This is a genomic window from Paeniglutamicibacter gangotriensis Lz1y (assembly GCF_000348945.1).
Taxonomy (GTDB): domain Bacteria; phylum Actinomycetota; class Actinomycetes; order Actinomycetales; family Micrococcaceae; genus Paeniglutamicibacter; species Paeniglutamicibacter gangotriensis.
On the sequence record NZ_AOCK01000006.1, the window covers coordinates 90,954 to 113,058 of the forward strand.

The 22,105-nt window shown below is 63.2% G+C and carries 21 protein-coding genes; 10 read left to right on the plus strand and 11 right to left on the minus strand.

Annotated features, from left to right (window positions below; genetic code table 11):
- The first annotated feature begins 55 nt into the window (after window positions 1-55).
- From ADIAG_RS20245 to ADIAG_RS11165, 6 genes are all read left to right on the plus strand, one after another.
- Window positions 56-637: a hypothetical protein gene (locus tag ADIAG_RS20245; RefSeq protein WP_152426136.1), complete on the plus strand. Its 582-nt coding sequence runs from the start codon at window positions 56-58 to the stop codon at window positions 635-637.
- Window positions 634-1,278 (plus strand): RES family NAD+ phosphorylase, encoded by a 645-nt coding sequence (locus tag ADIAG_RS22665; RefSeq protein WP_007271469.1) that lies wholly within the window; start codon window positions 634-636, stop codon window positions 1,276-1,278. Before ADIAG_RS20245 ends, ADIAG_RS22665 begins: the two co-directional genes overlap by 4 nt.
- 460 nt (window positions 1,279-1,738) lie before the next feature.
- On the plus strand, window positions 1,739-1,948 hold the full coding sequence (locus tag ADIAG_RS11150) for a hypothetical protein (RefSeq protein ID WP_149620125.1): 210 nt from the start codon (window positions 1,739-1,741) through the stop codon (window positions 1,946-1,948).
- Window positions 1,949-2,072: 124 nt separating this feature from the next.
- Window positions 2,073-2,627: a hypothetical protein gene (locus ADIAG_RS11155; RefSeq protein WP_152426137.1), complete on the plus strand. Its 555-nt coding sequence runs from the start codon at window positions 2,073-2,075 to the stop codon at window positions 2,625-2,627.
- 161 nt (window positions 2,628-2,788) lie between these two features.
- The gene (locus ADIAG_RS11160) at window positions 2,789-3,148 is read left to right on the plus strand and encodes a YraN family protein (protein ID WP_007271472.1); all 360 of its coding nucleotides are present in this window, start codon (window positions 2,789-2,791) and stop codon (window positions 3,146-3,148) included.
- A complete protein-coding gene (locus tag ADIAG_RS11165) occupies window positions 3,145-4,698 on the plus strand; it encodes a YifB family Mg chelatase-like AAA ATPase (RefSeq protein ID WP_007271473.1) in 1,554 nt (517 codons plus the stop codon). The genes ADIAG_RS11160 and ADIAG_RS11165 overlap by 4 nt, the downstream gene beginning before the upstream one ends.
- A 395-nt stretch (window positions 4,699-5,093) precedes the next feature.
- Here the strand turns inward: ADIAG_RS11165 and ADIAG_RS11170 are convergent, their stop codons facing one another.
- The 5 genes from ADIAG_RS11170 to ADIAG_RS11190 all read right to left on the minus strand — a co-directional run bounded on the left by ADIAG_RS11170 (window position 5,094) and on the right by ADIAG_RS11190 (window position 9,020).
- Complete coding sequence (locus tag ADIAG_RS11170; RefSeq protein ID WP_007271474.1) at window positions 5,094-5,381, minus strand: hypothetical protein; 288 nt, start codon at window positions 5,379-5,381, stop codon at window positions 5,094-5,096.
- A gap of 119 nt (window positions 5,382-5,500) precedes the next feature.
- Window positions 5,501-6,163, minus strand: coding sequence for an ABC transporter permease (locus ADIAG_RS11175; protein WP_007271475.1), 663 nt, complete (start codon window positions 6,161-6,163; stop codon window positions 5,501-5,503).
- Window positions 6,160-6,885, minus strand: coding sequence for an ABC transporter permease (locus ADIAG_RS11180; protein WP_007271476.1), 726 nt, complete (start codon window positions 6,883-6,885; stop codon window positions 6,160-6,162). The genes ADIAG_RS11175 and ADIAG_RS11180 overlap by 4 nt, the downstream gene beginning before the upstream one ends.
- The gene (locus ADIAG_RS11185; RefSeq protein WP_007271477.1) at window positions 6,882-7,946 is read right to left on the minus strand and encodes an ABC transporter ATP-binding protein; all 1,065 of its coding nucleotides are present in this window, start codon (window positions 7,944-7,946) and stop codon (window positions 6,882-6,884) included. Before ADIAG_RS11185 ends, ADIAG_RS11180 begins: the two co-directional genes overlap by 4 nt.
- A gap of 141 nt (window positions 7,947-8,087) precedes the next feature.
- Window positions 8,088-9,020 carry an ABC transporter substrate-binding protein gene (locus ADIAG_RS11190; protein ID WP_007271478.1) on the minus strand — a complete coding sequence of 311 codons (933 nt, stop codon included), beginning with the start codon at window positions 9,018-9,020 and terminating at the stop codon, window positions 8,088-8,090.
- Between the two features lie 403 nt (window positions 9,021-9,423).
- Here ADIAG_RS11190 and dprA point away from each other — a divergent pair, with 403 nt between their 5' ends.
- The 3 genes from dprA (at window position 9,424) to ADIAG_RS11205 (ending at window position 12,429) form a co-directional block, all read left to right on the plus strand.
- Window positions 9,424-10,716 carry a DNA-processing protein DprA gene (gene dprA / locus ADIAG_RS11195; RefSeq protein ID WP_007271479.1) on the plus strand — a complete coding sequence of 431 codons (1,293 nt, stop codon included), beginning with the start codon at window positions 9,424-9,426 and terminating at the stop codon, window positions 10,714-10,716.
- 70 nt (window positions 10,717-10,786) lie between these two features.
- Window positions 10,787-11,770: a tyrosine recombinase XerC gene (locus ADIAG_RS11200; protein ID WP_007271480.1), complete on the plus strand. Its 984-nt coding sequence runs from the start codon at window positions 10,787-10,789 to the stop codon at window positions 11,768-11,770.
- A 155-nt stretch (window positions 11,771-11,925) separates the two neighbouring features.
- Window positions 11,926-12,429, plus strand: coding sequence for a DUF3145 domain-containing protein (locus tag ADIAG_RS11205; protein WP_007271481.1), 504 nt, complete (start codon window positions 11,926-11,928; stop codon window positions 12,427-12,429).
- A 279-nt stretch (window positions 12,430-12,708) separates the two neighbouring features.
- Here ADIAG_RS11205 and fabF read toward each other — a convergent pair whose 3' ends face one another.
- From fabF to ADIAG_RS11230, 5 genes are all read right to left on the minus strand, one after another.
- Window positions 12,709-13,947, minus strand: a complete 1,239-nt coding sequence (gene fabF / locus ADIAG_RS11210; RefSeq protein ID WP_007271482.1) for a beta-ketoacyl-ACP synthase II — start codon at window positions 13,945-13,947, stop codon at window positions 12,709-12,711.
- A 258-nt stretch (window positions 13,948-14,205) separates the two neighbouring features.
- Complete coding sequence (locus tag ADIAG_RS11215) at window positions 14,206-14,451, minus strand: acyl carrier protein (RefSeq protein ID WP_007271483.1); 246 nt, start codon at window positions 14,449-14,451, stop codon at window positions 14,206-14,208.
- 98 nt (window positions 14,452-14,549) lie between these two features.
- Window positions 14,550-15,605 carry a beta-ketoacyl-ACP synthase III gene (locus tag ADIAG_RS11220; protein WP_007271484.1) on the minus strand — a complete coding sequence of 352 codons (1,056 nt, stop codon included), beginning with the start codon at window positions 15,603-15,605 and terminating at the stop codon, window positions 14,550-14,552.
- 13 nt (window positions 15,606-15,618) lie between these two features.
- Window positions 15,619-16,542, minus strand: a complete 924-nt coding sequence (locus ADIAG_RS11225; RefSeq protein WP_007271485.1) for an ACP S-malonyltransferase — start codon at window positions 16,540-16,542, stop codon at window positions 15,619-15,621.
- A gap of 77 nt (window positions 16,543-16,619) precedes the next feature.
- Window positions 16,620-17,885, minus strand: a complete 1,266-nt coding sequence (locus ADIAG_RS11230) for a PucR family transcriptional regulator (protein WP_007271486.1) — start codon at window positions 17,883-17,885, stop codon at window positions 16,620-16,622.
- A gap of 502 nt (window positions 17,886-18,387) precedes the next feature.
- On the opposite strand from ADIAG_RS11230, the gene ADIAG_RS11235 reads away from it, so the two are divergent.
- The gene (locus tag ADIAG_RS11235; RefSeq protein WP_007271487.1) at window positions 18,388-18,936 is read left to right on the plus strand and encodes a CarD family transcriptional regulator; all 549 of its coding nucleotides are present in this window, start codon (window positions 18,388-18,390) and stop codon (window positions 18,934-18,936) included.
- A gap of 118 nt (window positions 18,937-19,054) precedes the next feature.
- Here the strand turns inward: ADIAG_RS11235 and aceE are convergent, their stop codons facing one another.
- Window positions 19,055-21,802 carry a pyruvate dehydrogenase (acetyl-transferring), homodimeric type gene (gene aceE, locus ADIAG_RS11240; protein ID WP_085940369.1) on the minus strand — a complete coding sequence of 916 codons (2,748 nt, stop codon included), beginning with the start codon at window positions 21,800-21,802 and terminating at the stop codon, window positions 19,055-19,057.
- Window positions 21,803-22,105: the final 303 nt, after the last annotated feature.

Consider the following 22,105-nt stretch of genomic DNA (forward strand, 5'->3'; position numbering starts at 1 on the left):
TGACACTCCTATGGTGATACGACATCTAAGCTCGTATCATTGAATTATGACGAGCATGGCATTTGAATCGCAAGTAGACCGGGCTTTGCGCCGTCGCGGCACCCCCATCAGCACTCAGGAATTTCTTGCGGTCCTTGAGGAGGTCTCGAGCATTGCGGTTGAACCACTCACCGCAGGCGAGCAGGACTTCTTGCTGCGAAATACTGATCTGACGGAGGCTGATCTCCCCCCAAGAAGCCTGGTTGCAACCAACCTCAAGGTTCTTGCAGGTCAGGCCAGTTCACGAGCGCGACTTAGGGAAAATTCTCTCAGCACGGCTGAAGTTGCCTCGCTGATTGGTCGAGATCCAGCAAACGTGCGCCGTTCTCGGCTTGAGGGTGCCCTGTATTCGCTAGGCGACGGGGTCCCTGGCCAGAGCCTGAGGTTCCCTTCCTGGCAGTTCGTAGGTGGCGCGCCGTTGCCAGGGCTTCGGATGGTGATCCCTGCTTTTCCTACTCACTTTCACCCTTTGTCCATCGAGCGCTTCATGACCACTGCGAATGATGATTTAGACGGCATGACACCGGTGGAATGGCTTGCCATGGATGGTGCACCAGATGCCGTGGCAAAGCTTGCCGATGAACTGGGTTACGAGTGAGCCCGAATCACCCCAAGAATCCACTGAAACCAAAAGTACCGCTTCACGTAGAACCGAAGCACCTCATCACCTATGGCCAGGCGCTTTGGCGGATTCACACCACTGTCGGAGCGCACCCCACGGCCTGGGATGAGCTAAGGACCTACGGACCGATTTCCCGCTTCCGTTGGGATCCTCAACCTGCGCCCACGCAACTACACCTTGAGGCCGCCGTTTCTTATGCGGCCACGGGATTTGTCACGGCCTTCGCGGAGGTCTTTCAGCATGACCAAGCCATCACTCTTTCGGCTAGCCGCGCATTATCGGGCTGGTATCCCCGCCGGGCACTGACCTTGCTTGATCTGGTTAGTAGCGACTGGGCTGTGCATTACGGAGCATCAGCTTCGCTGCCTCAGGCGACAAGGAATATTTGTTGTAACTGGTCTAACAGCATCTGGGAGGAACTTAGTCGGGGATCAGATACCTTACTCGACGGTCTCTACGTGCCATCCACTACAGTCGGCGATCCCATGGTTGTGCTGTTCCCGCGAGCCAGGGACGCGTTCCCCGCGACCCCCGATTTTTCGCGGTCGCTCAACCACGCCGCGGTAGCGGCCATGGCGATATCCGCTGCAGCTCGGCTTCGATGGGCAATCCGCTAGAGAAGCACCCCGGACTTCCTGCGACTTGCTGAAAAGGTTCGGACCAACACAAGGCCGGGCAGGATCTACGCCGACATCGCCGTGGACGACGTCGTGACAGGGGAACCGCGGCGTGGGCGATCGGGGCCATCGATACGTCCTGCGCTGAATGGACGAGCCTCATGCAGTAGGCTGCGGGGCCGGCGAACGTCACTCTGAACCCGCACACTTGCTCGGCGGCCACGATCGACGGTTTTGATCAGGTACAGAAGAAAGTCGTCGAGGAGGCTGGACTCGTTGACGAGTCGTCGAACAAGAGCTTCATCACCCTGAGGGCGACAGCTACACATTGGAGGAATCCTGCCGGCGTCAGGCTGGCGGTGCGGCGCTGAAGCCACCCTGCAGCTCGGTCCCAGTGCTCGATGCGGAGGCAGCCGCGGACGGGCCGTCCTCGAGCGCCCGAACCGTGGTGGTTGAACGCATGGACATCAAGCCCGGGCTGTACCGTTCCACCCTGGCGAACCTGGACAAATCGGAACGCTTCAACCTCTCCAAGCCCTTGGCGGACCAGAATTACAACCGCAAGCTCGTTACCGACAGGGACGGCAAACGATCTTGGGCCTACGTGGGTGCCTCCAAGATCAGTAACTACCTGGTCAAAAACGGAATCCGCGTCATCTGCGGCGACTAAGCATGAGACCGCAGACACGGACCCTTACCTGTTGGGCCGTGGACTGGGGATTACAACAACGACTACCGGGTGCTCGGGTGCAGCGGATCCCTTCCCTCCGCCGGTCTCCACCGCCAAACAAACGGTGCAAAGCCAGGCATCCGACACGGGCCCGGCCCCGGAAGTCGTACCCGCCGACGCGAGCACCGGGACCACGGTGAAGACCGATGCGCACAAAAACGTGCAGAAAAAGGTCGGGGAGAAGGCTGGCCTGATCGATGAGAAGACCAAAGAGAACTACTTCACCATCGAAGTCACCAACGCCACCTTGGCCTCCGAATGCACCCCTCGGGTCGGCTCGGCACCACTAGCTCCCACGCGCAGCATCTTTCTCATCCTCGACATCAACGCCACCCTGGCCGCCGATGTCGCCGACAAGGTCGGCGGGGACCCGGAAGAGTCGTACATGCCGCTGGTCGCCGAAACCTTCTCCGTGGCCACCGAGCAGGGGACACCTGACCGCAATGTCACCTCGGAAACCGCGTGGGGCTGCTTCGACGATTCGGTGCTCCTGCCACCGGTGGTGAACCCGGGTCAGACCGTGACGGGCAAGCTGGTCCTCGCTGTGGAAGTCACCCAGGGTCGCGTCGCCTACGACCCCCAGGAGAACGGCGGCTGGTCCTGGCCTTACGGGGACTAGGACCAGCCTGCGGCGTGGGAGTGGCGCCCTGTCACGCTTATCCACATGCCTGCCGGATGCCGGCCCCGCGAGGCCCGCTGACCCTGCATTCTTGGAAGTAGCACCCGCGTGTCATGCCGATCGGCGTGGCACGCGGGTGCGGTCGACCAAGGAGTGTGTGCATGAACCACAACCAAGAACTCGGTGCCGCCGGCGAGGAGCTGGCAGCAAACTACCTGCTCGACGCCGGCTATGCGGTGCTGGAACGCAATTGGCGATGCAACCTCGGGGAGCTGGACATTGTGGCCGAAACCAACGGGCAGATCATCGGCGTGGAGGTCAAGACTCGCAGCTCCCTGGGCTTCGGACACCCGGCCGAGGCGGTGAACCCCGCCAAGCTGCGCAGGCTCTCGCTGCTGGTTCGGCGCTGGTGCGTGACGCACCGACGCAATCCACACACCGTGCGCGTGGATGTGCTGGCCATCCTGATGCCCCCGGGGCGCGAACCACGCATCGAACACCTCATCGGAGTCGAATCATGAGCCTGGCCCGGACCCTGGGGATCGGCCTGACGGGACTTGCCGGACAGCTGATCGAGATCGAGGCCGACGTGGGCAACGGCATCCCCGCGTTCATCCTGCTGGGCTTGCCCGACGCGGCGCTAAACGAATCACGCGAACGCATCCGCTCGGCGGCCCGGAATTCCGGCATCCCACTGCCCAACCGCCGGCTGACCCTGAACCTGAGCCCGGCCACCCTGCACAAGCGCGGATCCGGGTTCGACCTCGCCCTCGTCGTGGCGGCGCTGGCCGCAGACAGGTCCATCAGCCCGCCCGCCCATGTCGTCTATCTGGCCGAGCTGGGCCTGGATGGATCACTGCGCCCGGTTCCCGGGGTTCTTCCGGCAGTACTGGCGGCGGTCAGGGCCGGGGTCCGGGACGTGGTGGTGGCCGAGGCCAATCGTGCGGAGGCCGAACTCGTGGCAGGGGCCAGGGTCAGGGCCTACGCGCATTTATCGCAGGTCCTGGGTGATTGCGGTGCCGACCCATTAGTGCTGCGCTACAGAGCGCGGCACGACTCTCCGGCGCGCCGGGACCCCGCTGGGCCCGGAGGGCAGACACCGGGATCCCTGGACCTCACAGACATCGTGGGGCAGGCTCAGGGGCGCTACGCCCTAGAGGTAGCAGCCGCTGGTGGGCACCACCTCCTGTTCAGCGGTCCTCCAGGGGCGGGTAAGACGATGCTGGCCCAGCGACTGCCTGGATTGCTGCCAGATCTGGATGATGCCCAAGCAATTGAAACCACCGCCGTGCACTCGCTGGCCGGCGGCGGGAACCCGATCTCTGCGCTGGTGCGCCGACCGCCTTTTGAAGCCCCGCACCACTCGGCCTCCATGGTCGCGCTGATCGGTGGAGGCAGCGGCATCCCGCGCCCCGGTGCCGCCTCCAGGGCACACCGGGGCGTGCTGTTTCTGGATGAGGCGCCAGAGTTCTCCGCCTCGGCGCTGGACGCGTTGCGCCAGCCACTGGAGTCCGGAGTGCTGACGCTGCACCGGGCGGCGGGCACCGCCAGCTACCCGGCCCGCTTTCAACTGTTGCTGGCCGCCAACCCGTGTCCGTGCGGGCGCAACCTGGGCAAGGGCACCGAATGCACCTGCACGCCCATGGCACGCCGGCGCTACCTCGCCCGGCTCTCGGGCCCGCTGCTGGACCGGATCGACATGCAACTTTTTGTCCCACAGCTTTCCTCCCGGGAACTTGCCAGCCGCGGCAGCGGAGAGTCCTCGGCGGTGGTTGCCGCCAGGGTGGCCGAGGCCCGCGTGCAGGCCCGTGACAGGCTCAAGCGCTGGGGGATTTGCACCAACTCAGAGGTTCCTGGATCGTTGTTGCGCAACGATCTGCGTTTGGTCTCAGCCACCTTGGCCGGGCTCAACAGGGCAGGGGAAGCGTTGCGGCTCAGCGCCCGCGGCCATGACCGGGTGCTACGCATTGCGTGGACGATCGCGGACTTGAACTCCCATGCATGTCCCACCGCCGAGGATGTGGATGTGGCGATCCAGCTGCGCCAACACGGCAAAGGGGACGTTGGCTAGATTTTGATGTTCACTTTCGTATATCTGGGGGAGCGGCGATCCGAAGTGTTCAGAGATACTCACGTGTCCCTGCTGCGGGTCAAGGGTGGCGGGACCACTGTGAGGTACCGCAGGTAGGCTGCTACTGGAAAGCGTCCGACCCTTGCCTCTTGGCTTGCCAGACACCCGCGGTCCACGATGCACATCATGCCGCCGTCGTCTTCAATAATCAACTTGTCGAGTTACCCAAACTGCGGATCCTCTTGGCCGAGCTCCCCGAAACAGAAGGAACAGGAATTTGTCCTGCGCATTGACCGGTAGGTCCGCTATCGCTCGGCAACCGGCACCAGCCCGGGATGCATTCACCATCGGATGATGCCTGCGTCATAGTCGCACGGGTGTGGCAAGTCTGCAGATCAGCCCACCTGCAGTACGAAGGAGAGCATGATATTTCCGGCGACGAGCAGCGCCAAAACGATCAGGCCCACCACAGGAACCGGTCGAAGACGCAGTGGCTCGTAGGCAATGGCGGCCACTTGGCGGTGGAAGATGTTGGCCATCGGGGCGAAGACGAGGATCACAGCCCCAGCAGCCATGACGGCAATCTGTTCCCCAGGTGAAATGTCCATGGGCGTGATGGCTAGGTAAAGGAAACTCAACAGGACCGAAGCGATCATGCCGTACAACCACACGAACAACGACATGGTATTCCGGTCCGCCTGAGAAGCTCCCGCGTGTCGTGCAAGATGCGGAGCGAAAGCACGCGCATTGGCAAACATAAACCTGACCCGGCGCTCGCCGGATGAGGGCTGCGCGCCGGGTCCTACCGGGCGATCGCGAGCCGTGCAGGGGAGAAGACCTTGACCAGTACGGCCAACAGGCCGTCGAGGACCAAGGCCAGTCCGGTGACCAAAACCGCGCCGACCAGCACCTGCCCGTAGTCGTAGACGGCCAGTCCGTCGAAGATGTAGCGACCCAGCCCGCCCAGGTTTACGTAGGCGGCGATGGTGGCGGTGGCGATCACCTGCAAGATGGCCCCGCGCAGTCCGCCCAGTATCAGTGGGAGCGCCAACGGCAATTCGACCTGCAGGATGATGCGTGAGTCTTTCATGCCGATGGCCCGGGCGGCGTCCACCACCTCGGGGTCAACATTGGCTACCCCCGCATAGACCCCGGCCAGGATCGGCGGGATGGCGATCAACACCAACGCCGCCAAGGGCGGCAACAGGCCGATGCCCATCAGGAGCACCAGCAGCGTCATGATGCCCAGCGAGGGCAGCGCGCGCAGCACGTTAGAGGCGGAGACCAAAAAGACCTTGCCCACCCCGGTGTGTCCGATGAAGACACCCAGCGGGAAGGCGATGATGAGCGCTGCGACCACTGCCAGGAATGAGTACCAGAGATGTTCGCCCAACCGTGCCGGGATCCCGGTATCGCCTGCCCAATTCGCGGCATCGGCGAAGTAGGAGAGCATGTCGTTGATCATGAGCCCACCGCCCCGGGTGCCTGCATGGCAGCGGAGGCACCGTTGCCCGAGCCGTTACGCATGGCGCGCGCCCCCGATTCCGAGCCGTTGCGCTGGCGCAGCCACGGGGTCAACAGGTGGGCTGAAACGGCGATGACCCGGTCGAAGACCAGGGCAAGGATGAGGATCATGATGATGCCCGCGAGAATCTGATCCGGGTAGTTGCGTTGGTATCCGGAGGTGAAGAGCTGACCCAGGCCGCCCACGCCGATCACCGCGCCGACCGACACCAACGACACGTTCGTCACCACCGCGACCCGAGTGCCGGCGGCCAGCGGGGCCAGAGCCAGCGGCAGGTCCACGAACAGGCGGCGGCGTGCCGGTGAATAGCCCAGAGCCTCGGCCGCGTTGAGCACTTCGGGGGCCACCGCGTCCAAGGCGTCAAAGACCGTGCGCACCAGCAGCGAGGCCGAGTACAGGGCCAGAGCGATCACCACATTGAGCGGGTCAAGGACCTGGGTGCCGATCAACGAGGGGATCACCACGAACAAAGCGAGTGAGGGGATGGTAAAGACCGCGCTGGCCACCGCGGTGATGATGGCCCGAGCCCGTGGGCGGTTGCCGAAGACCAGGCCCAACCCCAACGCCACCACGAGACCGGCGAGGGTGGGAACCAACGAAAGGTACAAGTGGTCGAGTGTCAGCGACCAGGTTTGTGCGGGGTTTTCCAGTAGCCACTTCATGCGCGGCTCCGCACGCCGTGGCGCAGGTACGGCGCCAGATCCTCCAGGCCCACGTAGGAGCGCGGGACATCGTTCTCGTCCATCAGCAGCACCAGCGAGCACGGCGAGGCTAGTACTGCGTCCAGGGCCGAGCGCACCGAGTCGCCGCGGTGCAACACCGCAGCTCCGGTTTCCTCGCCGTCGGGTCCGCGCCACGTCGCCGTGCGCAACGCCATGTCGAGCTCCAACAGCCAGCCCGGTGCGCCGACGCCCAGCGGGATCAAACCGTCTGAGCCCGGAGAGCCAAGCGACGTGGCGTCCACGTCTTTCAGTGTGGCGAAGGACAAAGTGCGAAATCCGCGGTCCTTGGCCACCAGGGAGTTGACGAAGGAGTTGGCAGGCCGGGTGAGGATCTGCAGCGGGGTGTCATATTGCTGCAGCTGCCCGCCCGGGGCCATCACCGCGATCTTGTCGCCCAAACCCAACGCCTCATCGATATCGTGCGTGACCATCACGATGGTCTTCTTGATCTCCGCCTGCAGGTGGCGAACCTCGGCCTGGAGTTCCTCGCGCACGATCGGATCCACCGCGGAGAATGGCTCGTCCATGAGCAGGATCGGCGGGTCGGCGGCCAAAGCACGGGCCACTCCGACGCGCTGCTGCTGCCCACCGGAAAGCTGGGCCGGATAACGGTTTGCCAGCGCGGCATCCAGCCCCACCCGCTCGAGCGCCTCATGAGCCTTGGCCCGGGCCTGGGACTTGCTCAGTCCCAGCAGGCGCTGGACCGTGGCGACATTGTCCAGCACCGTGCGGTGCGGAAAGAGACCGGCATTCTGCAGCACGTAGCCGATCCCCAGACGCAGGGTGACGGCACGGATCTCGGCGATGTCCTGCCCGTCGATCAGCACCCGTCCCGCGGTGGGTGCCACCATGCGATTGATCATCCGCATCGAGGTGGTCTTGCCGCAACCGCTGGGACCCACCAACACGGTGAAGGACCCGGTAGGGATTTCTAGGTCAAGGTCGGTCACCGCCTTGGTTCCGTCAGGAAAGGTTTTAGACACTGATTCAAAGGTGATCATTGTGGTTCCTGGGGATCCTGTTCATCACGGGCTGGGCAAAAGTTGTGGCAGAAAATGCCGGTTGCGCACCGGCGGGCAAGCCCGCCACCCCAGAATCGAACATGCGTTCTAATATGATTGATTCGGGGGCGGAATCCCGGGCTACTTGCCCAGCAAGTCTTGGTCGGTCAGCCACGTGATGGCTGCCTGCTTTGGCTCGATCTTCGCCTCACCGGAGACTTGCTCGTTGAGCTTGATCAATTCTTCGGTGCTCAACTTCGCGGAAATCGCATCAATGACTTGCTGGGCTCCCTCGTCAACTTTGTCTTTCGCGGCCACGGGAACGACCTGCTGCGCCGGAAAGTTGTTCTTCGGATCCTCGAGCACCACTAGGTCATTGGCCGGAATCGCTGTACTGGTGGTGAAGATGTTCGCGGCGGTGACCTTGCCATCGACCAGCGCCTTCACCGTAGCGGGGCCGCCGCCGTCGGAAATCGGTTCAAACTTGGAAGGCACAAACCCGTAGTTCTTCTCTAGCCCCGGCAGTCCCACGGGCCGGTCCTTGAATTCCGGAGGACCTGCCATGGTCACTTCCGCGTTGTGGGCGGCCAGATCCTCGATGGTCTTCAAGTTCCATTTCTCGGCGGTGGCACGGGTGACAACCACCGCATCCTTGTCCTCTGCCGCGGCCGGGGTGAACATGCTCAGGCCCTTGTCTTCCAAGGCCTTGGGTAAGGCACTGAGAATCGACTCGGGGCTCGAGACGTCCGCCGCGGGATCGATGAATAGCAGTAGGTTGCCGGTGTAGTCGGGGATCAAATCGATCGAACCGTCGGCCAACGCCGGAATGTAGGCCTCGCGGGAACCGATGTTGAACTTCGTCTCCACGGAGTACCCCTTGGCCTTCAATGCCTCGGCATACAGGTTGCCGATGATCTCCGACTCCGGGAAGTTCGCCGAGGACACCATCAGCGTGGTCGATCCGGCCTCGTCTGTGGGGGAAGGCGCCGCGGTGGGGTCTGAACACCCGGAGAGGATCAGCGAGCCTGTAACTACGGAGAATGCTGCAATCAAGGGAAGCTTCAGGAGTCTCATTTACGTGCCTAGTTTCATGTCGGTTGCTGATACCGGCGAAGTTGCCACAAAATCATGTGGCCGTCGGTACTGAAGTTTCCTCCCATCGTTCCCCATAGTCACTTCGACAAGCAACATATATGCCGAACCGTGTATCGGCGTGTCGTACGGCCAACGGGCGCTCCCAAATCCCAGAGACAAGACCGAAGCACTTGCCCGCACAACGGCCTCCCGCCGCTGCCCACCGGCACCGTCCACAACCCGCAGCCCGCACCGACAGCGGGCCGCGGAGAGGCAACACCCTAGGGGAGAGGGGCATGCCCCCCACCATTCCCACTTGCCCTAGCTCCACGGCGCCAATCAAACAGATATGCCAGGCGCAACCAAGGGGGCCGCGAACACCAAGGAAAGGACCCAGACAGCCATGGGTACCTACTCGCCCGAAGCAACTGCACGAGCCGGATTGACGCACATCATCGAACCTAACGACCAAACCGGTGCCGCCCTGGTTCAGATCGCCGGAGCGGTCGAGGCCTACCGGCTCATCCGCGAACACCGCGGAGCAGCCCCTGCCAGTGAACAACAACAGGTAGCAGAGCTCCTCGATGCCCACGGGGCCTCCCGCGCCACCCTGCGCCTGGACGCGGGGCTGGAACGTTGGCGTCCCCGCGCCGCTCTCGCCGACCCCGAGTCAGATCTCAAACTCATGGCCAACCTCGGGGGAGGGATCATCCTGCCCACGGACCCCGAATGGCCAGCAGGCTTCGAAGCCCTCGAGCTGGCATCCCCGTTGGCCCTATGGTTCCGCGGCACCGCGGAGCGCTCCATCCTCCACGAGCCGGCAAACCTTGTCGCCATCGTCGGGTCACGGGACGCCACCGAATACGGGCGCACCATCACCGCCGAACTCGTCCACGACCTGCGCGCCCGGGGAGTCACCATCGTCTCCGGAGGCGCCTACGGCATCGATGCCCAGGCGCACCAAGCAGCGCTCGCCGACGAGCCGACCTCGGCCGCGACAGAGGGCAGCACCCCGCCAGCACCAACCATTGCCGTCATGGCAGGGGGGCTGAACCGTTACTACCCGGTCGGAAACGACGAGCTGCTCAAATCGGTACAGCGCCATGGCCTGCTCATTGCCGAGGTGGCACCCGGGGCCACACCCAGCCGTTGGCGCTTTTTGCAACGCAATAGGTTGATCGCAGCCATCTGCGCCGCAACCATTGTCACCGAAGCCCGCTGGCGCTCGGGGGCACTGAGCACCGCACACCACGCGGCAGAAATGGGCCGCGAGGTCGGGGCCGTCCCCGGTTCGGTCTTCTCTGCCAACTCAGCAGGCTGCCACCGCCTCATCCGCGAAGGTGCGGCAACGCTGATCACCGACGGTGCCGAAGCCATCGAACTGTTCGGCCTCGGAAGCCAGCGGCCAATCCCGGACGCAGGTCAACCGAGCCCCGGGAGCGGTAAGGATCCAGCGCAGGGGCGTGACTACGACGGGCTGGCCATCCCCGACCTCTTGCTGCTCGACGCACTGCCGGTACGCACCGCGCGTACCGTTGACCAACTGGCCATCGTCGCCGGACTGGGCATCGGTTCCATTCTCGGCGGACTCTCCCGCCTCGCTTCCCAAGGCCTGGCCGAACGCACCCCCAACGGCTGGATACGCCGCTTCCCCCAGGGGCGCGAACCCCAACGCGGGGCACCTCACCACGGGTAGGGGGTAACGGAAGCACACCGACCGGCGTGGCAGCATTGCCCGCATGCTCCGCGCGGGAGACAGTAGAGACGTGCCAGATCCAATCCAAGAAAACCCCGACGCAGCATACATCCCGGCCGAACTCAGCCACGCCCGGGACGGCTTCCTGCGCCACATGGCTCTGGAACGCGAACGCAGCGAACACACCTTGCGCGCCTACGCAGGGGACATCGCCAACCTCTACGTCTACGCGATCCCACACGGCGCCACCAACCTCGCGGGGCTCGACCTCAGCCTGTTACGCGGCTGGCTCATGACCCTCCAAGAATCCGGACTCGCCAGAGCCACGCTCGCCAGACGCTCCGCCACCATCCGCAGCTTCCTCGCCTGGGCAGTCCGCGAAGAACTCATCAGCACCAACCCGGCAATCCGCCTCCAATCACCCAAGCGCGAACAACGCCTCCCGCACATCCTGCAAAACAACCAAATCGAACGCATCTTCCAGCCCGCGACCCGCCTACCCGAAACCGCAGATGTCAAGATCAAGGAGCCAACGAAGGAACAGCTCGCGCTCGCCGACCGCAACAAGCTCATCCTCGAGTTGCTCTATGCCACTGCCATTCGTGTGGGGGAGCTGGTTTCGCTGGATATCGGTGACATCGACTTGGACCGGCGGACCTTGCGGGTCATCGGCAAGGGCAACAATGAACGCACGGTCCCGTTCGGACAGCCCGCGCTGAATGCAATCGATGATTGGCTGCGCCGCTCCCGCCCGGTGCTGCGCACCAATGAATCCGGCCATGCGCTACTGCTGGGCCGCAGGGGCAAGCGGCTCGATGCCAGGGCGGCCCGCCAGGTGGTCTCGGACGCCCTGGCGGCGCTGGGGGACACTGCAGCGCGCGGGCCCCACGCGTTGCGCCACAGCGCCGCCACACATCTGCTGGATCGCGGGGCAGACCTGCGTGCCGTGCAAGAGATCCTCGGCCACTCTTCGCTGGCCACCACGCAGCTGTACACCCACGTGTCGGTGGAACGGCTCAAGGATAGCTACCAAAAAGCCCATCCTCGGGCGTAAATATGTATAAACCTAGGTCACTGCAGAAAGTTGTGGTCAAGGACAGCTGGCCGAACGCCGTATAATCGTGCACAATACTAGAGAGGACTTGCTGGACTTCGAATACGGATTGTTGGCGTTGGGGAAGACGTTCCAACAGCACATCGGAGGAAAGCATGTCTAAAGCACTGACCAGGGGCGTACTTTTCGTACACTCAGCCCCTTCAGCGCTGTGCCCGCACATCGAATGGGCGATCGGCTCCGTTGTCGACCGGCGGACGGATCTGCACTGGACCGAGCAGAGCGCTTCTCCCGGCATGTCACGGGCGGAAGTCAACTGGACCGGAAAGCCGGGCACAGGCGCTCTTTTAGCGTCCGCACTTCGCGGTTGGGCGCACCTTCGCTACGAGGTCACCGAGGACGCAAGCCCCGGCGTCGATTCGAGCCGCTGGTCCCATACCCCCGAATTGGGGATTTTCCATGCCACCACCGATGCCGCCGGAAACATCATGGTTTCCGAAGAGCGCATCCGCTGGGCCTACGAAAAGGGTGCTGGCGATCCCGCGATCGTTTACCAAGAACTTTCCATCGCTCTCGGTGAAGCCTGGGACGAGGAGCTCGAACCCTTCCGTTACGCCGCAGAAGGCGCCCCCGTGCGCTGGCTCCATCAAGTGATCTAGGGTCCACGGCCGAACCGGTTCCAGACCCCAAAACAGCAAGATTGGTTGTGCAGTCACCGTCGATGAGTCGACGGTGACTGCACAACCAGTCTTTTTTGCTTCCAGCGGATATCTCTACCAGATATCCTCGGAGCCACGCCCAGTACATGTGTGTATGGGCGTAGAGCCGGATGGTTTGAGAGCTCTCCTCGGGGAGCTTTCATCGTATTAACGCAAATGGCCCGGGATTTCAGTGAAGCCCCGGGCCATTGGCGAAGCGGATACGGATCCGCTCGGTGTCTAGACGCTGCGGATCGCAACCACGGCGTTGTGTCCACCGAAGCCGAACGAGTTGTTCAGCGCGACGATGGACCCTTCGGGCAGCTCTCGAGGGGTGCCGACAACAACATCCAACGGGATCTCCGGATCCTGGTTCTCCAGGTTGATGGTGACCGGTGCCTTGCGGTGGTAGACGGCGAGCACAGCCAGGACCGATTCAACGGCGCCGGAGGCACCGAGCAAGTGGCCCATCTGCGACTTGGTGGCCGAGACGCAGACCTTGTCCAGGTGGGTTCCCAGGGCGGCACGCAGTGCGGTGTACTCGGGCTTGTCGCCCACCGGAGTCGAGGTGGCGTGCGCGTTGACGTGCACGACGTCCTCGGGCTGGATCAGGCCGTCAAACATGGCCGCCTTCAGGGCGCGGGTGGCGCCCAGACCCTCCGGGTCCGGTGCGGTGATGTGGTAGGCGTCGGCGGTTACCGAGGTGCCTGCAAGTTCCGCGTAGATCGTTGCTCCGCGGGCAATGGCGTGCTCTTCGGCTTCGAGGACCAAAGCCCCTGCACCTTCACCCATGACAAATCCGTCACGATCGCGATCGTAGGGACGTGATGCGTGCTCCGGGTCGTCATTGCGCTTGGACAGCGCCTTCATGGCGGCGAAGGAAGCCATCGGCATCGGGTGGATGGCTGCCTCGGCACCGCCGCAGACCACGACGTCGGCCTTGCCCGAACGGATCAGCTCGAGGCCGATATGCATGGCCTCGGTACCCGAGGCACAGGCCGAGACGGGGGTGTGTGCGCCGGCGCGGGCGCCGAGGTCCAAGGAAACCGCAGCAGCAGGGCCGTTGGGCATCAGCATCGGCACGGTCATCGGCAGCACGCGGCGCGGGCCCTTTTCCTTCAAAGTGTCCCAAGCATCCAGCAGTGTCCAGACACCGCCGATGCCGGTGGCGAAGGCAACGGCCAGGCGGTCGTGGTCGACTTCCTCGATGCCCGAATCCTTCCAGGCTTCGCGCGCGGCAACCACGGCGAACTGGGTGGACGGGTCCATGCGCTTCATTTCGATGCGGGAGAGCACCTCGGAAGCGGGGGTGGAGGCCTTGGCGGCAAACTTCACCGGCAGGTTGTAGGTTTCAACCCATTCATCGGGCAGCGTGTGCGCGCCGGAAACACCCTTGAGGGCGTTGGCCCACAGAGTCGGGACGTCCCCGCCGATGGGGGTGGTGGCGCCAAGGCCGGTGATAACAACTTTGCGAGCCATGTTGAAACTCTCTACTGGTTGGGGGGCGAAACGGCTAGCGAAGCTAGCGCGCGATCCAAGCATCGGGTCGCGGTGTGAGTGCGGTTTTCCGGATTGGATCGAAAATCTGGGGATCGGTTACGAAACCGGTAAAGCGGAATTGGCTGGCGGTTGCCGGCGTGCCATCAAGGATGATGGACGAATCGATGTCCCCGCCGTGGACTGGCCAGTCTCCGAACGAAGAACGGACAGTCCACGGCAGTGGCATCAATGGACTGCTTAGGCCTGAGCGCCAGCGATGAAGTTCACTGCATCGGCAACGGTCTTGAGGTTCTTGACCTCTTCGTCCGGGATCTTCACGTCGAACTTCTCTTCGGCGTTGACGACGATGGTCATCATCGAGATGGAGTCGATGTCGAGGTCCTCGGTGAAGGACTTGTCCATTTCAACTGCCTCGGTCTCGAGGCCGGTCTCTTCATTGACGATCTCGGCCAAGCCGGCCAGAATCTCTTCGTTGCTAGCCATGATGGCTCCTTTTCTGTGTTTGCCGGTAACAAGCCCGACGACTATGCAGACCACAGGTGTGGGGTCCGAATGATGGGTTGTATCCCTGGGTGTTAACCCTAGGGCAGGACAACGACCTGTGCGCCAAAGACAAGCCCGGCGCCAAACCCAATTTGCAAAGCAAGACCGCCGGAAAGCTCCGGGTTCTCCTTGAGCATGTTATCCATGGCCATGGGGATCGACGCAGCCGAGGTGTTGCCCGAGGTGGCGATGTCGCGCGCGACAATCACCTTTTCCGGAACCTTCAGCTGCTTGACCATCTCGTCGATGATGCGCATGTTGGCCTGGTGCGGAATGAAGGCAACTAGGTCCTCGGCGGTGATTCCGGCCTTTTCAAGGGCAAGCTTAGCCATTTTGGCCATTTCCCACACAGCCCAGCGGAAGACCGTCTGTCCATCCTGGCGCAGGGTCGGCCACAGCTGTGCCTCGGTGCCTGCCACCAAGGCGGTACCGTCCGGGGAAGACTCGGCCTGCAGAACAGCGTCGCGCAGATCGAGCTGCGAGTGGGTCATGCCAATGGCGTTCCACCGTGAGCCGTCCGAACCCCAGACCGAGGGGGAGATGCCGGGGATATCCGAGGGGCCGACGATCACTGCGCCAGCGCCGTCACCCAGCAGGAAGGAAATGGTGCGTTCGTGGTTGTCGATGACGTCCGAGAGCTTCTCTGCGCCGACGACCAGCACGTACTCGGCCATGCCGGAACGCACCAGGGCGTCGGCCTGGGCCACTCCGTAGCAGTATCCGGCGCAGGCTGCGGAGATGTCGAAGGCAGGTGCCGGGGTTGCCCCGATGCGGTCGGCCAGCGCAGATGCCGCGGACGGGGTGGCGTAAGGGAAGGTCACGGTCGCGACTATGACGGCGCCGATCTGGCTGGCTTCGATCCCGGCGGAGGCCAGTGCCGAACGTGCGGCACCTTCGGCCATGTCCAACAGCGAGGTATCTGCATCGGCGCGGGCACGGGTCACGATGCCGGTGCGCTGCTGGATCCACTCGTCGGAGGAATCGATCCACTGGCAGACATCGTCGTTGGTCACGATGACATCGGGGCGGAAAGACCCAACGCCGTGGATCCGGCTGAATTCACGGCTGGCCGTCTGGTTCATCACTGCAGTCATGTTTACTGTCTTCCTAGGCTTGGGTGTGTTCGAGGACGAAAGCACGGGCCGCCTCGAGATCATCGGGGGACTTCAGGGCCAGCGTCGGGATCCCCTTCAGGCCACGGCGGGCCAAACCGACCAGGGTTCCTGCCGGGGGAAGCTCAATGATGCCGGTGACCCCGCGTGCGGCCAGTTCTTCCATGCACTTGTCCCAGCGGACCGGGCGGGAGACCTGGGCGACCAGTGAGGCGAGGTTTGACGGACCATCGACAACCGCTTGTCCGTCAAAGTTCGACAGCAGCGTGGTGGTCGGGTCATTGGCCTGCAGCGACGAGGACAGTTCCTCGAGCACGTCCACGGCTGGGGCCATGTGCTGGGTGTGGAACGCACCTGCGACCTTTAGGGGAATCACCCGGGCCTTGGCCGGGGGATTGGCTGCGAAGGCCTCGATCTGTTCCAGGGTTCCGGCTGCGACGATCTGGCCGCCGCCGTTGGCGTTGGCCGGGCTCAGTCCAGCGGCGGAGATGGCCGCGTTGACTTCCTCGGGGTCCCCGCCCAACACCGCGGCCATGCCGGTGGGAGTGACGGCCGCAGCCAGGGCCATGGCGTTGGCGCGTTCGCGGACGAAGACCATGGAGTCCTGTTCGCTCAGTGCACCGGCCAGGGCGGTCGCGGTGATCTCGCCGACGGAGTGGCCTGCCAGCACGGTGTTGCCCGGCAGGGTGTCGCCGAACAAGGCGCGGGCAGCGATGAGACCGGCCGCCACGATCAAGGGCTGGGCGACGGCCGTGTCCTTGATGGTCTCTTCGTCCGAGACCGTCCCGTGGGCGGTCAGGTCACGCTCCGTGATGGCCGAAAGTTCGGTGAGATGTTCGGAAACACCCGGAACCTTGAGCCACGGAGAAAGGAATCCGGGGGTCTGGGAGCCCTGTCCAGGGCACACGATTGCTAGCACTACTCCAGCTTTCCAAAGAAGTCCGTCTCAACGGCTGTTTTCGCACACCGACTTGTCGGCATGCTTTTGTATGAATCCTACAAGGAAGACGGGCCCTTGCGCGGCACCGACTGCCGTGTTTCGGGCGCCTTTTCCGATGTTTCGGTATCCAGTCGACCAACCACGAGCGCGGTTTGCAAGACAAACGCTTCCCGCGGAACCAGCGGATCCCAGCCGGTGACGTCGCACACGCGTTTAAGTCTATAACGTACGGTGTTGGCGTGAACGAAGAGCTCGCGGGCCGTCCCTTCCAGGGAATGGCCCAAGGAGAGGTAGCTCGAGAGCGTTTCGATCAGCCCGTTTCCGGCCTTGATCAGGGGATTGTAGATTCCCTGAACCAAGGCATCGCGAGCCTCGGCATCATTGTTCATGACCCGCTCGGGCCACAGGTCATCGGCGTCCACGGGGCGCGGGGCCGAGGGCCACGCCTTGGCGGCGGCAATCGCGGCAAAGGCTGCCTTGGCGCTGTCCGATGCTTCCTTCAAGGTGGGGGCCAACGGGCTGTAGACCACCGGGCCGTCACCAAAGAATGAGGCCAACCGATCCATGCCGGCCCGGTCGGATTCGACCCCGCCGAGCATCAAGATGGCACGTTCACCATGGACACCGACCAGGGAATCGCGGGCGTAGCGGGCCGCGGCGCGGCGCAGTTCGCTCACGAAACCGACCTGTGAGGAGGTCGGGGTGGCACCAATCATCACCAGGATGTTCTCGTGGGACTTCCACCCCACGGCGGCAATCCGCGAGCGGAGCGAGTCCTGGGATTCGCCGCGCATCACCGCATCAACTACCAATGCTTCAAGCCTGGAATCCCAGGCTCCGCGGGTTTCGGCGGCCCGTGCGTACACATCGGCCGCGGCGAAAGCGACCTCCCGTGAATACCGGAGGACTGCTTCGCGCAGTTGGGTGTGTTCGGATTCCGGGGCGATGTCAGGGACCTGGGACTCGACGACTTCCACGATGGTGCGAATCAGTTGCAGCGCCTTTTGGAGGCTGATGGAGCGGGTCAGTTCCGTGGGAGCCGCACCAAAGACGTCGTTGAGCACCCATTGCGGGGACGTGGTGGGCCGTTCATACCAGGAGACGAAGGACGCGATGCCCTTTTGGGCTACCAGTCCCAGCGCCGCACGTTCCTCGGGGCGCAGGCCGCGGTACCAAGGCAACGACTGGTCCAAGTGCTTCAGTGCGACGGTGGAGAGCACGCCCAGGTGCTGTTTGAGTCGTTTGAGGGTCTCCGGACTGGCCTTGGCTTGCCGGAACGGCCGGATCCTCTGTGTCGGATTCGACGTTTGCTCTTCACTCATAGAAAGAGCATACGCATCATCAGTCCGACGAACTATTTTGTATGATTCGCACAACGAAAAATGATGATCTTCGACCGCCGGACAGCTGTGGTCGATGATGCAAGGACGGGTACGACGGTTTTATCCAAGGGGCCAGCGCCTGAGTGGTTCCGTGTTGGGTGTCAACGGTGGTGTCGGTGCCCGCCAGGACGGAGAAGCGAGGCCTAAATGCGTCGATCAAATACCCTCGCGGTGTCCCCGGACGGGCTCCGATGCTCGTCTCCGGGAGCAATAGGCCGGGAACATGACGCCAAGAGCTGGGACAATGGATGGTGTCAGGCTCGCGGGCCCAGGCACCATCCCCCGAGGGGCGGCGCGCAGGTTCGCGCTCCCACCGCCATGGAGGAACCCCCGTTTTCGGGTCCATGGATCGAGCGGGACGACTGTCGGGCAGTGGCGGGCTCGTGCGAGCTCGCTCGCTGACGTCGGGCATGGCCTCTCTTCCACGCGAAGGCAACAACAAATGAATTTCATCGAAGGTCAGACCATCGTCCACCCGCACCACGGGCCCGCCAGGGTCCAATCCATCACCACCCGAACCATCCGGAAGGTCGAGTCCCGCTACCTGATCCTGGAAATCAAGGAGACGAACCTCATCGTGGGGGTGCCCATGGATCAAGCCCAATCCGTTGGTCTGCGTGCGGTCTTCAACCAGGCGGAAGTCGAGCGGCTGTTTGAAGTGTTCCGGGCACCATCCGACCCGGAGGAGGAGCAGTGGGCTCGGCGGACCAAGGACGCGCAGGAGAACCTGCGGACAGGGGACATCTATGCCGCAGCGGCGGTGGTCCGAAACCTGATTCGTCGCCGGAGCCGGAGCCACCTGTCTCCGATGGAGAAATCGATGTTGAAGGAAGCACAAAAGCCGCTGGTCACGGAGATTGGCCTGTCGCTCGGAATTTCGGCGGATCAGGCCGAGACCCTGCTTGAAACGCAGGTCGGCCTCGGCGAGGATCAGCACGAAGACATACCGGAGGTCGATGAGTCCCCGCTGCAGCAGACGGCACCCAGGTGAGTGCCCCAGCCAGGGCCTAATCGCCGGCCGGCACCTGATCGTGAGCCCAAACAGCGGTGGCGCGTATCCCCGTCAAAAGGGGATACGCGCCACCGCTGTTACTCAGGGCTACAAACCGCTACGCGTCTGCTCCTGCGATAGCCGTGGCCTCGGCTGTCACGTCATCGAGCTTGTACTTGGCAAAGGCGGCGGCTGGCGCCGAGGCGTCAACCTCTCCGCGCTTGGCCAGCATCTGCAGCGTGCGAACAACCACCGAGTGCGCGTCGATCTTGAAGAAGCGACGTGCGGCTTCGCGGGTATCGGAGAAACCGAACCCGTCGGCGCCGAGGGTAGCGAACTCGTTGGGCACGAACTGACGGATCTGATCCGGAACGGCCTTCATGTAGTCCGAGACCGCAACAATCGGGCCGGTGGCTCCGGCCAGCTGCTGTGCCACGAACGGGATGCGCGGCTCGGCGGTCGGATCCAGGAACGACTGCTCCTCGCACGCCAGACCATCACGGCGCAACTCGTTCCACGAGGTGACTGACCAGACATCTGCCGACACGCCCCAGTCCTCGGCGAGCATGCGCTGAGCCTCTATGGTCCACGGCACCGCCACGCCGGAAGCGAGCAGCTGGGCACGCGGACCGTCGATGGTGGCCGGGGAGACCTGGTAGATGCCACCCAGGATGCCGGGGACATCGAGGTCTTCTGGCTCCTTGGGCTGCTGGTACGGCTCGTTGTAGATCGTGATGTAGTACATCACGTTCGGGTCCTCGTGCTTGCCGCCGTACATGCGTTCCAGGCCGGCCTTCACGATGTGGCCGATCTCGTACCCGTAAGCCGGGTCGTAGGTGATGACCGCGGGGTTGGTGGAGGCAAGGATCGGGGAGTGGCCGTCAGCGTGCTGCAGGCCCTCTCCGGTCAGCGTGGTGCGCCCGGCAGTGGCACCCATGATGAACCCGCGGGTCATCTGGTCTCCGGCCGCCCAGAACGCGTCGCCGGTGCGCTGGAAACCGAACATCGAGTAGAACACGTAGATCGGGATCAACGGCTCGTCGTGCGTGGAATACGAGGTGCCCGCCGCGGTGAATGCCGCGACGGCGCCGGCCTCATTGATGCCCGGGTGGATCAACTGTCCGGCCGGGGATTCCTTGTAGGCGAGAACCAATTCGCGGTCAACCGAGAGGTAGTTCTGGCCGGCCGGGTTGTAGATCTTCGCGGTCGGGAAGAAGGCATCCATGCCGAAGGTGCGTGATTCATCGGGCACGATCGGAACAACACGCTTGCCGAATTCCTTATCGCGCATCAGATCCTTGAGCAGACGCACGAAGGCCATGGTGGTGGCCGCCTGCTGCTTGCCCGATCCGCGCGAAGCGGTTTCGTAGGCCTTGTCCTCGGGGAGGTGAATCTCCTTGGACTTGTTGCGGCGCGAAGGAACAGATCCGCCCAGCTCGTTGCGACGTTCCATCATGTACTTGTACTCGGCCGAGTCCTGCTCCGGACGGTAGTACGGGGGCATGTACGGGTCGGCTTCGAGCTGCTCGTCGGTGATCGGGATGCGCAAGTGGTCGCGGAAGGCCTTGAGGTCCTCCAGCGTCATCTTCTTCATCTGGTGCGTAGCATTACGCGCCTCGAAGTGGGGGCCCAGGCCGTAGCCCTTGACCGTCTTGGTCAAGATGACCGTGGGCTTGCCCTTGAACTCCGTGGCTGCCTTGTAGGCCGCGTAAACCTTGTGGTAATCGTGGCCGCCACGCTTCAGGTTCCAGATCTGCTCGTCGGTCAGATCCGCAACCATTTCCTTGGTCTGCGGGGACTTGCCGAAGAAGTGCTCGCGGACGAAGGCGCCGTTTTCAGCCTTGTAGGTCTGGTAGTCGCCATCCGGGGTCTGGTTCATGATGTCAACCAGCGAGTTGTCTTCGTCCTTGTCGAGTAGGGCATCCCACTCGCGGCCCCAAACAACCTTGATGACGTTCCAGCCCGCGCCGCGGAAGAATGCCTCGAGTTCCTGCATGATCTTGCCGTTGCCGCGGACCGGTCCATCGAGGCGCTGCAGGTTGCAGTTGACCACGAAGGTGAGGTTGTCCAGCTTCTCATTGGCTGCCAGCTGGAGCAGGCCGCGTGACTCGGGCTCGTCCATTTCGCCGTCGCCCAGGAAAGCCCACACCTGCTGGTCGCTGGTGTCCTTGATGCCGCGGTTCTGCAGGTAGCGGTTCGACTGCGCCTGGTAGATGGCGTTCATCGGACCGATGCCCATGGAAACCGTGGGGAATTCCCAGAAGTCCGGCAACGAGTGCGGGTGCGGGTACGACGGCAGGGCATGACCCTCGCGGGACTTCTCCTGGCGGAACCCATCGAGGTCTTCTTCGCTCAGGCGTCCTTCGAGGAATGCGCGGGCGTACATACCCGGGGAGGCGTGGCCCTGGAAGAAGACCTGGTCACCACCTCCGGAATGCTCCTTGCCGCGGAAGAAGTGGTTGAAGCCCACTTCATACAGGGTTGCGGCACCGGCGTAGGTGGAGATATGTCCACCGACCCCAACACCCGGGCGCTGGCCGCGGTGCACCATGACAGCAGCGTTCCAGCGCATGAAAGCTCGGTAGCGTCGTTCAATCTGCTCGTCACCCGGGAACTCAGGTTCCTGGTCCACCGGAATAGTATTCACATAGTCCGTGGTGGTAACCATGGGGACGCCCACACTCTTAGCGCCTGCGCGCTGTAGCAGTGAACGAACAATGTACTGGGCACGCTCGGTGCCCTGTGTTTCGACCAGATCATCGAAGGACTCGATCCATTCAGCGGTCTCCTCCGGATCCCTGTCGGGCAACTGACTCGTCAGGCCACTACGGATGTGAGAAATATGTTCCTCTACAGCCACGTCCATCTTCTCCTCGTTATGGGGTACAGCGGGGACTGTGCGTTGGGCGCAAATTAGCGCACACAACCCACAGTGGCGTTGCTAGCGCCAAAGGTGTGGCCCGTTCCCCAAGGGTGGTTGGGCGCGGACCGCCGGTTACACTCTAATGCGCATGAGTACCCAAAACGTATCCGGGCCCAACACATGCGACCTTTCGAAGTTACATGGCGAATGTGCTCATAGCCGAATGCGGGTCTATGTTGTCACTATTTCGGCGTGTTGGAGGCGTTGCGCTTGATGGGATTACAAAAAGGGTGTTTGGTTGGTACC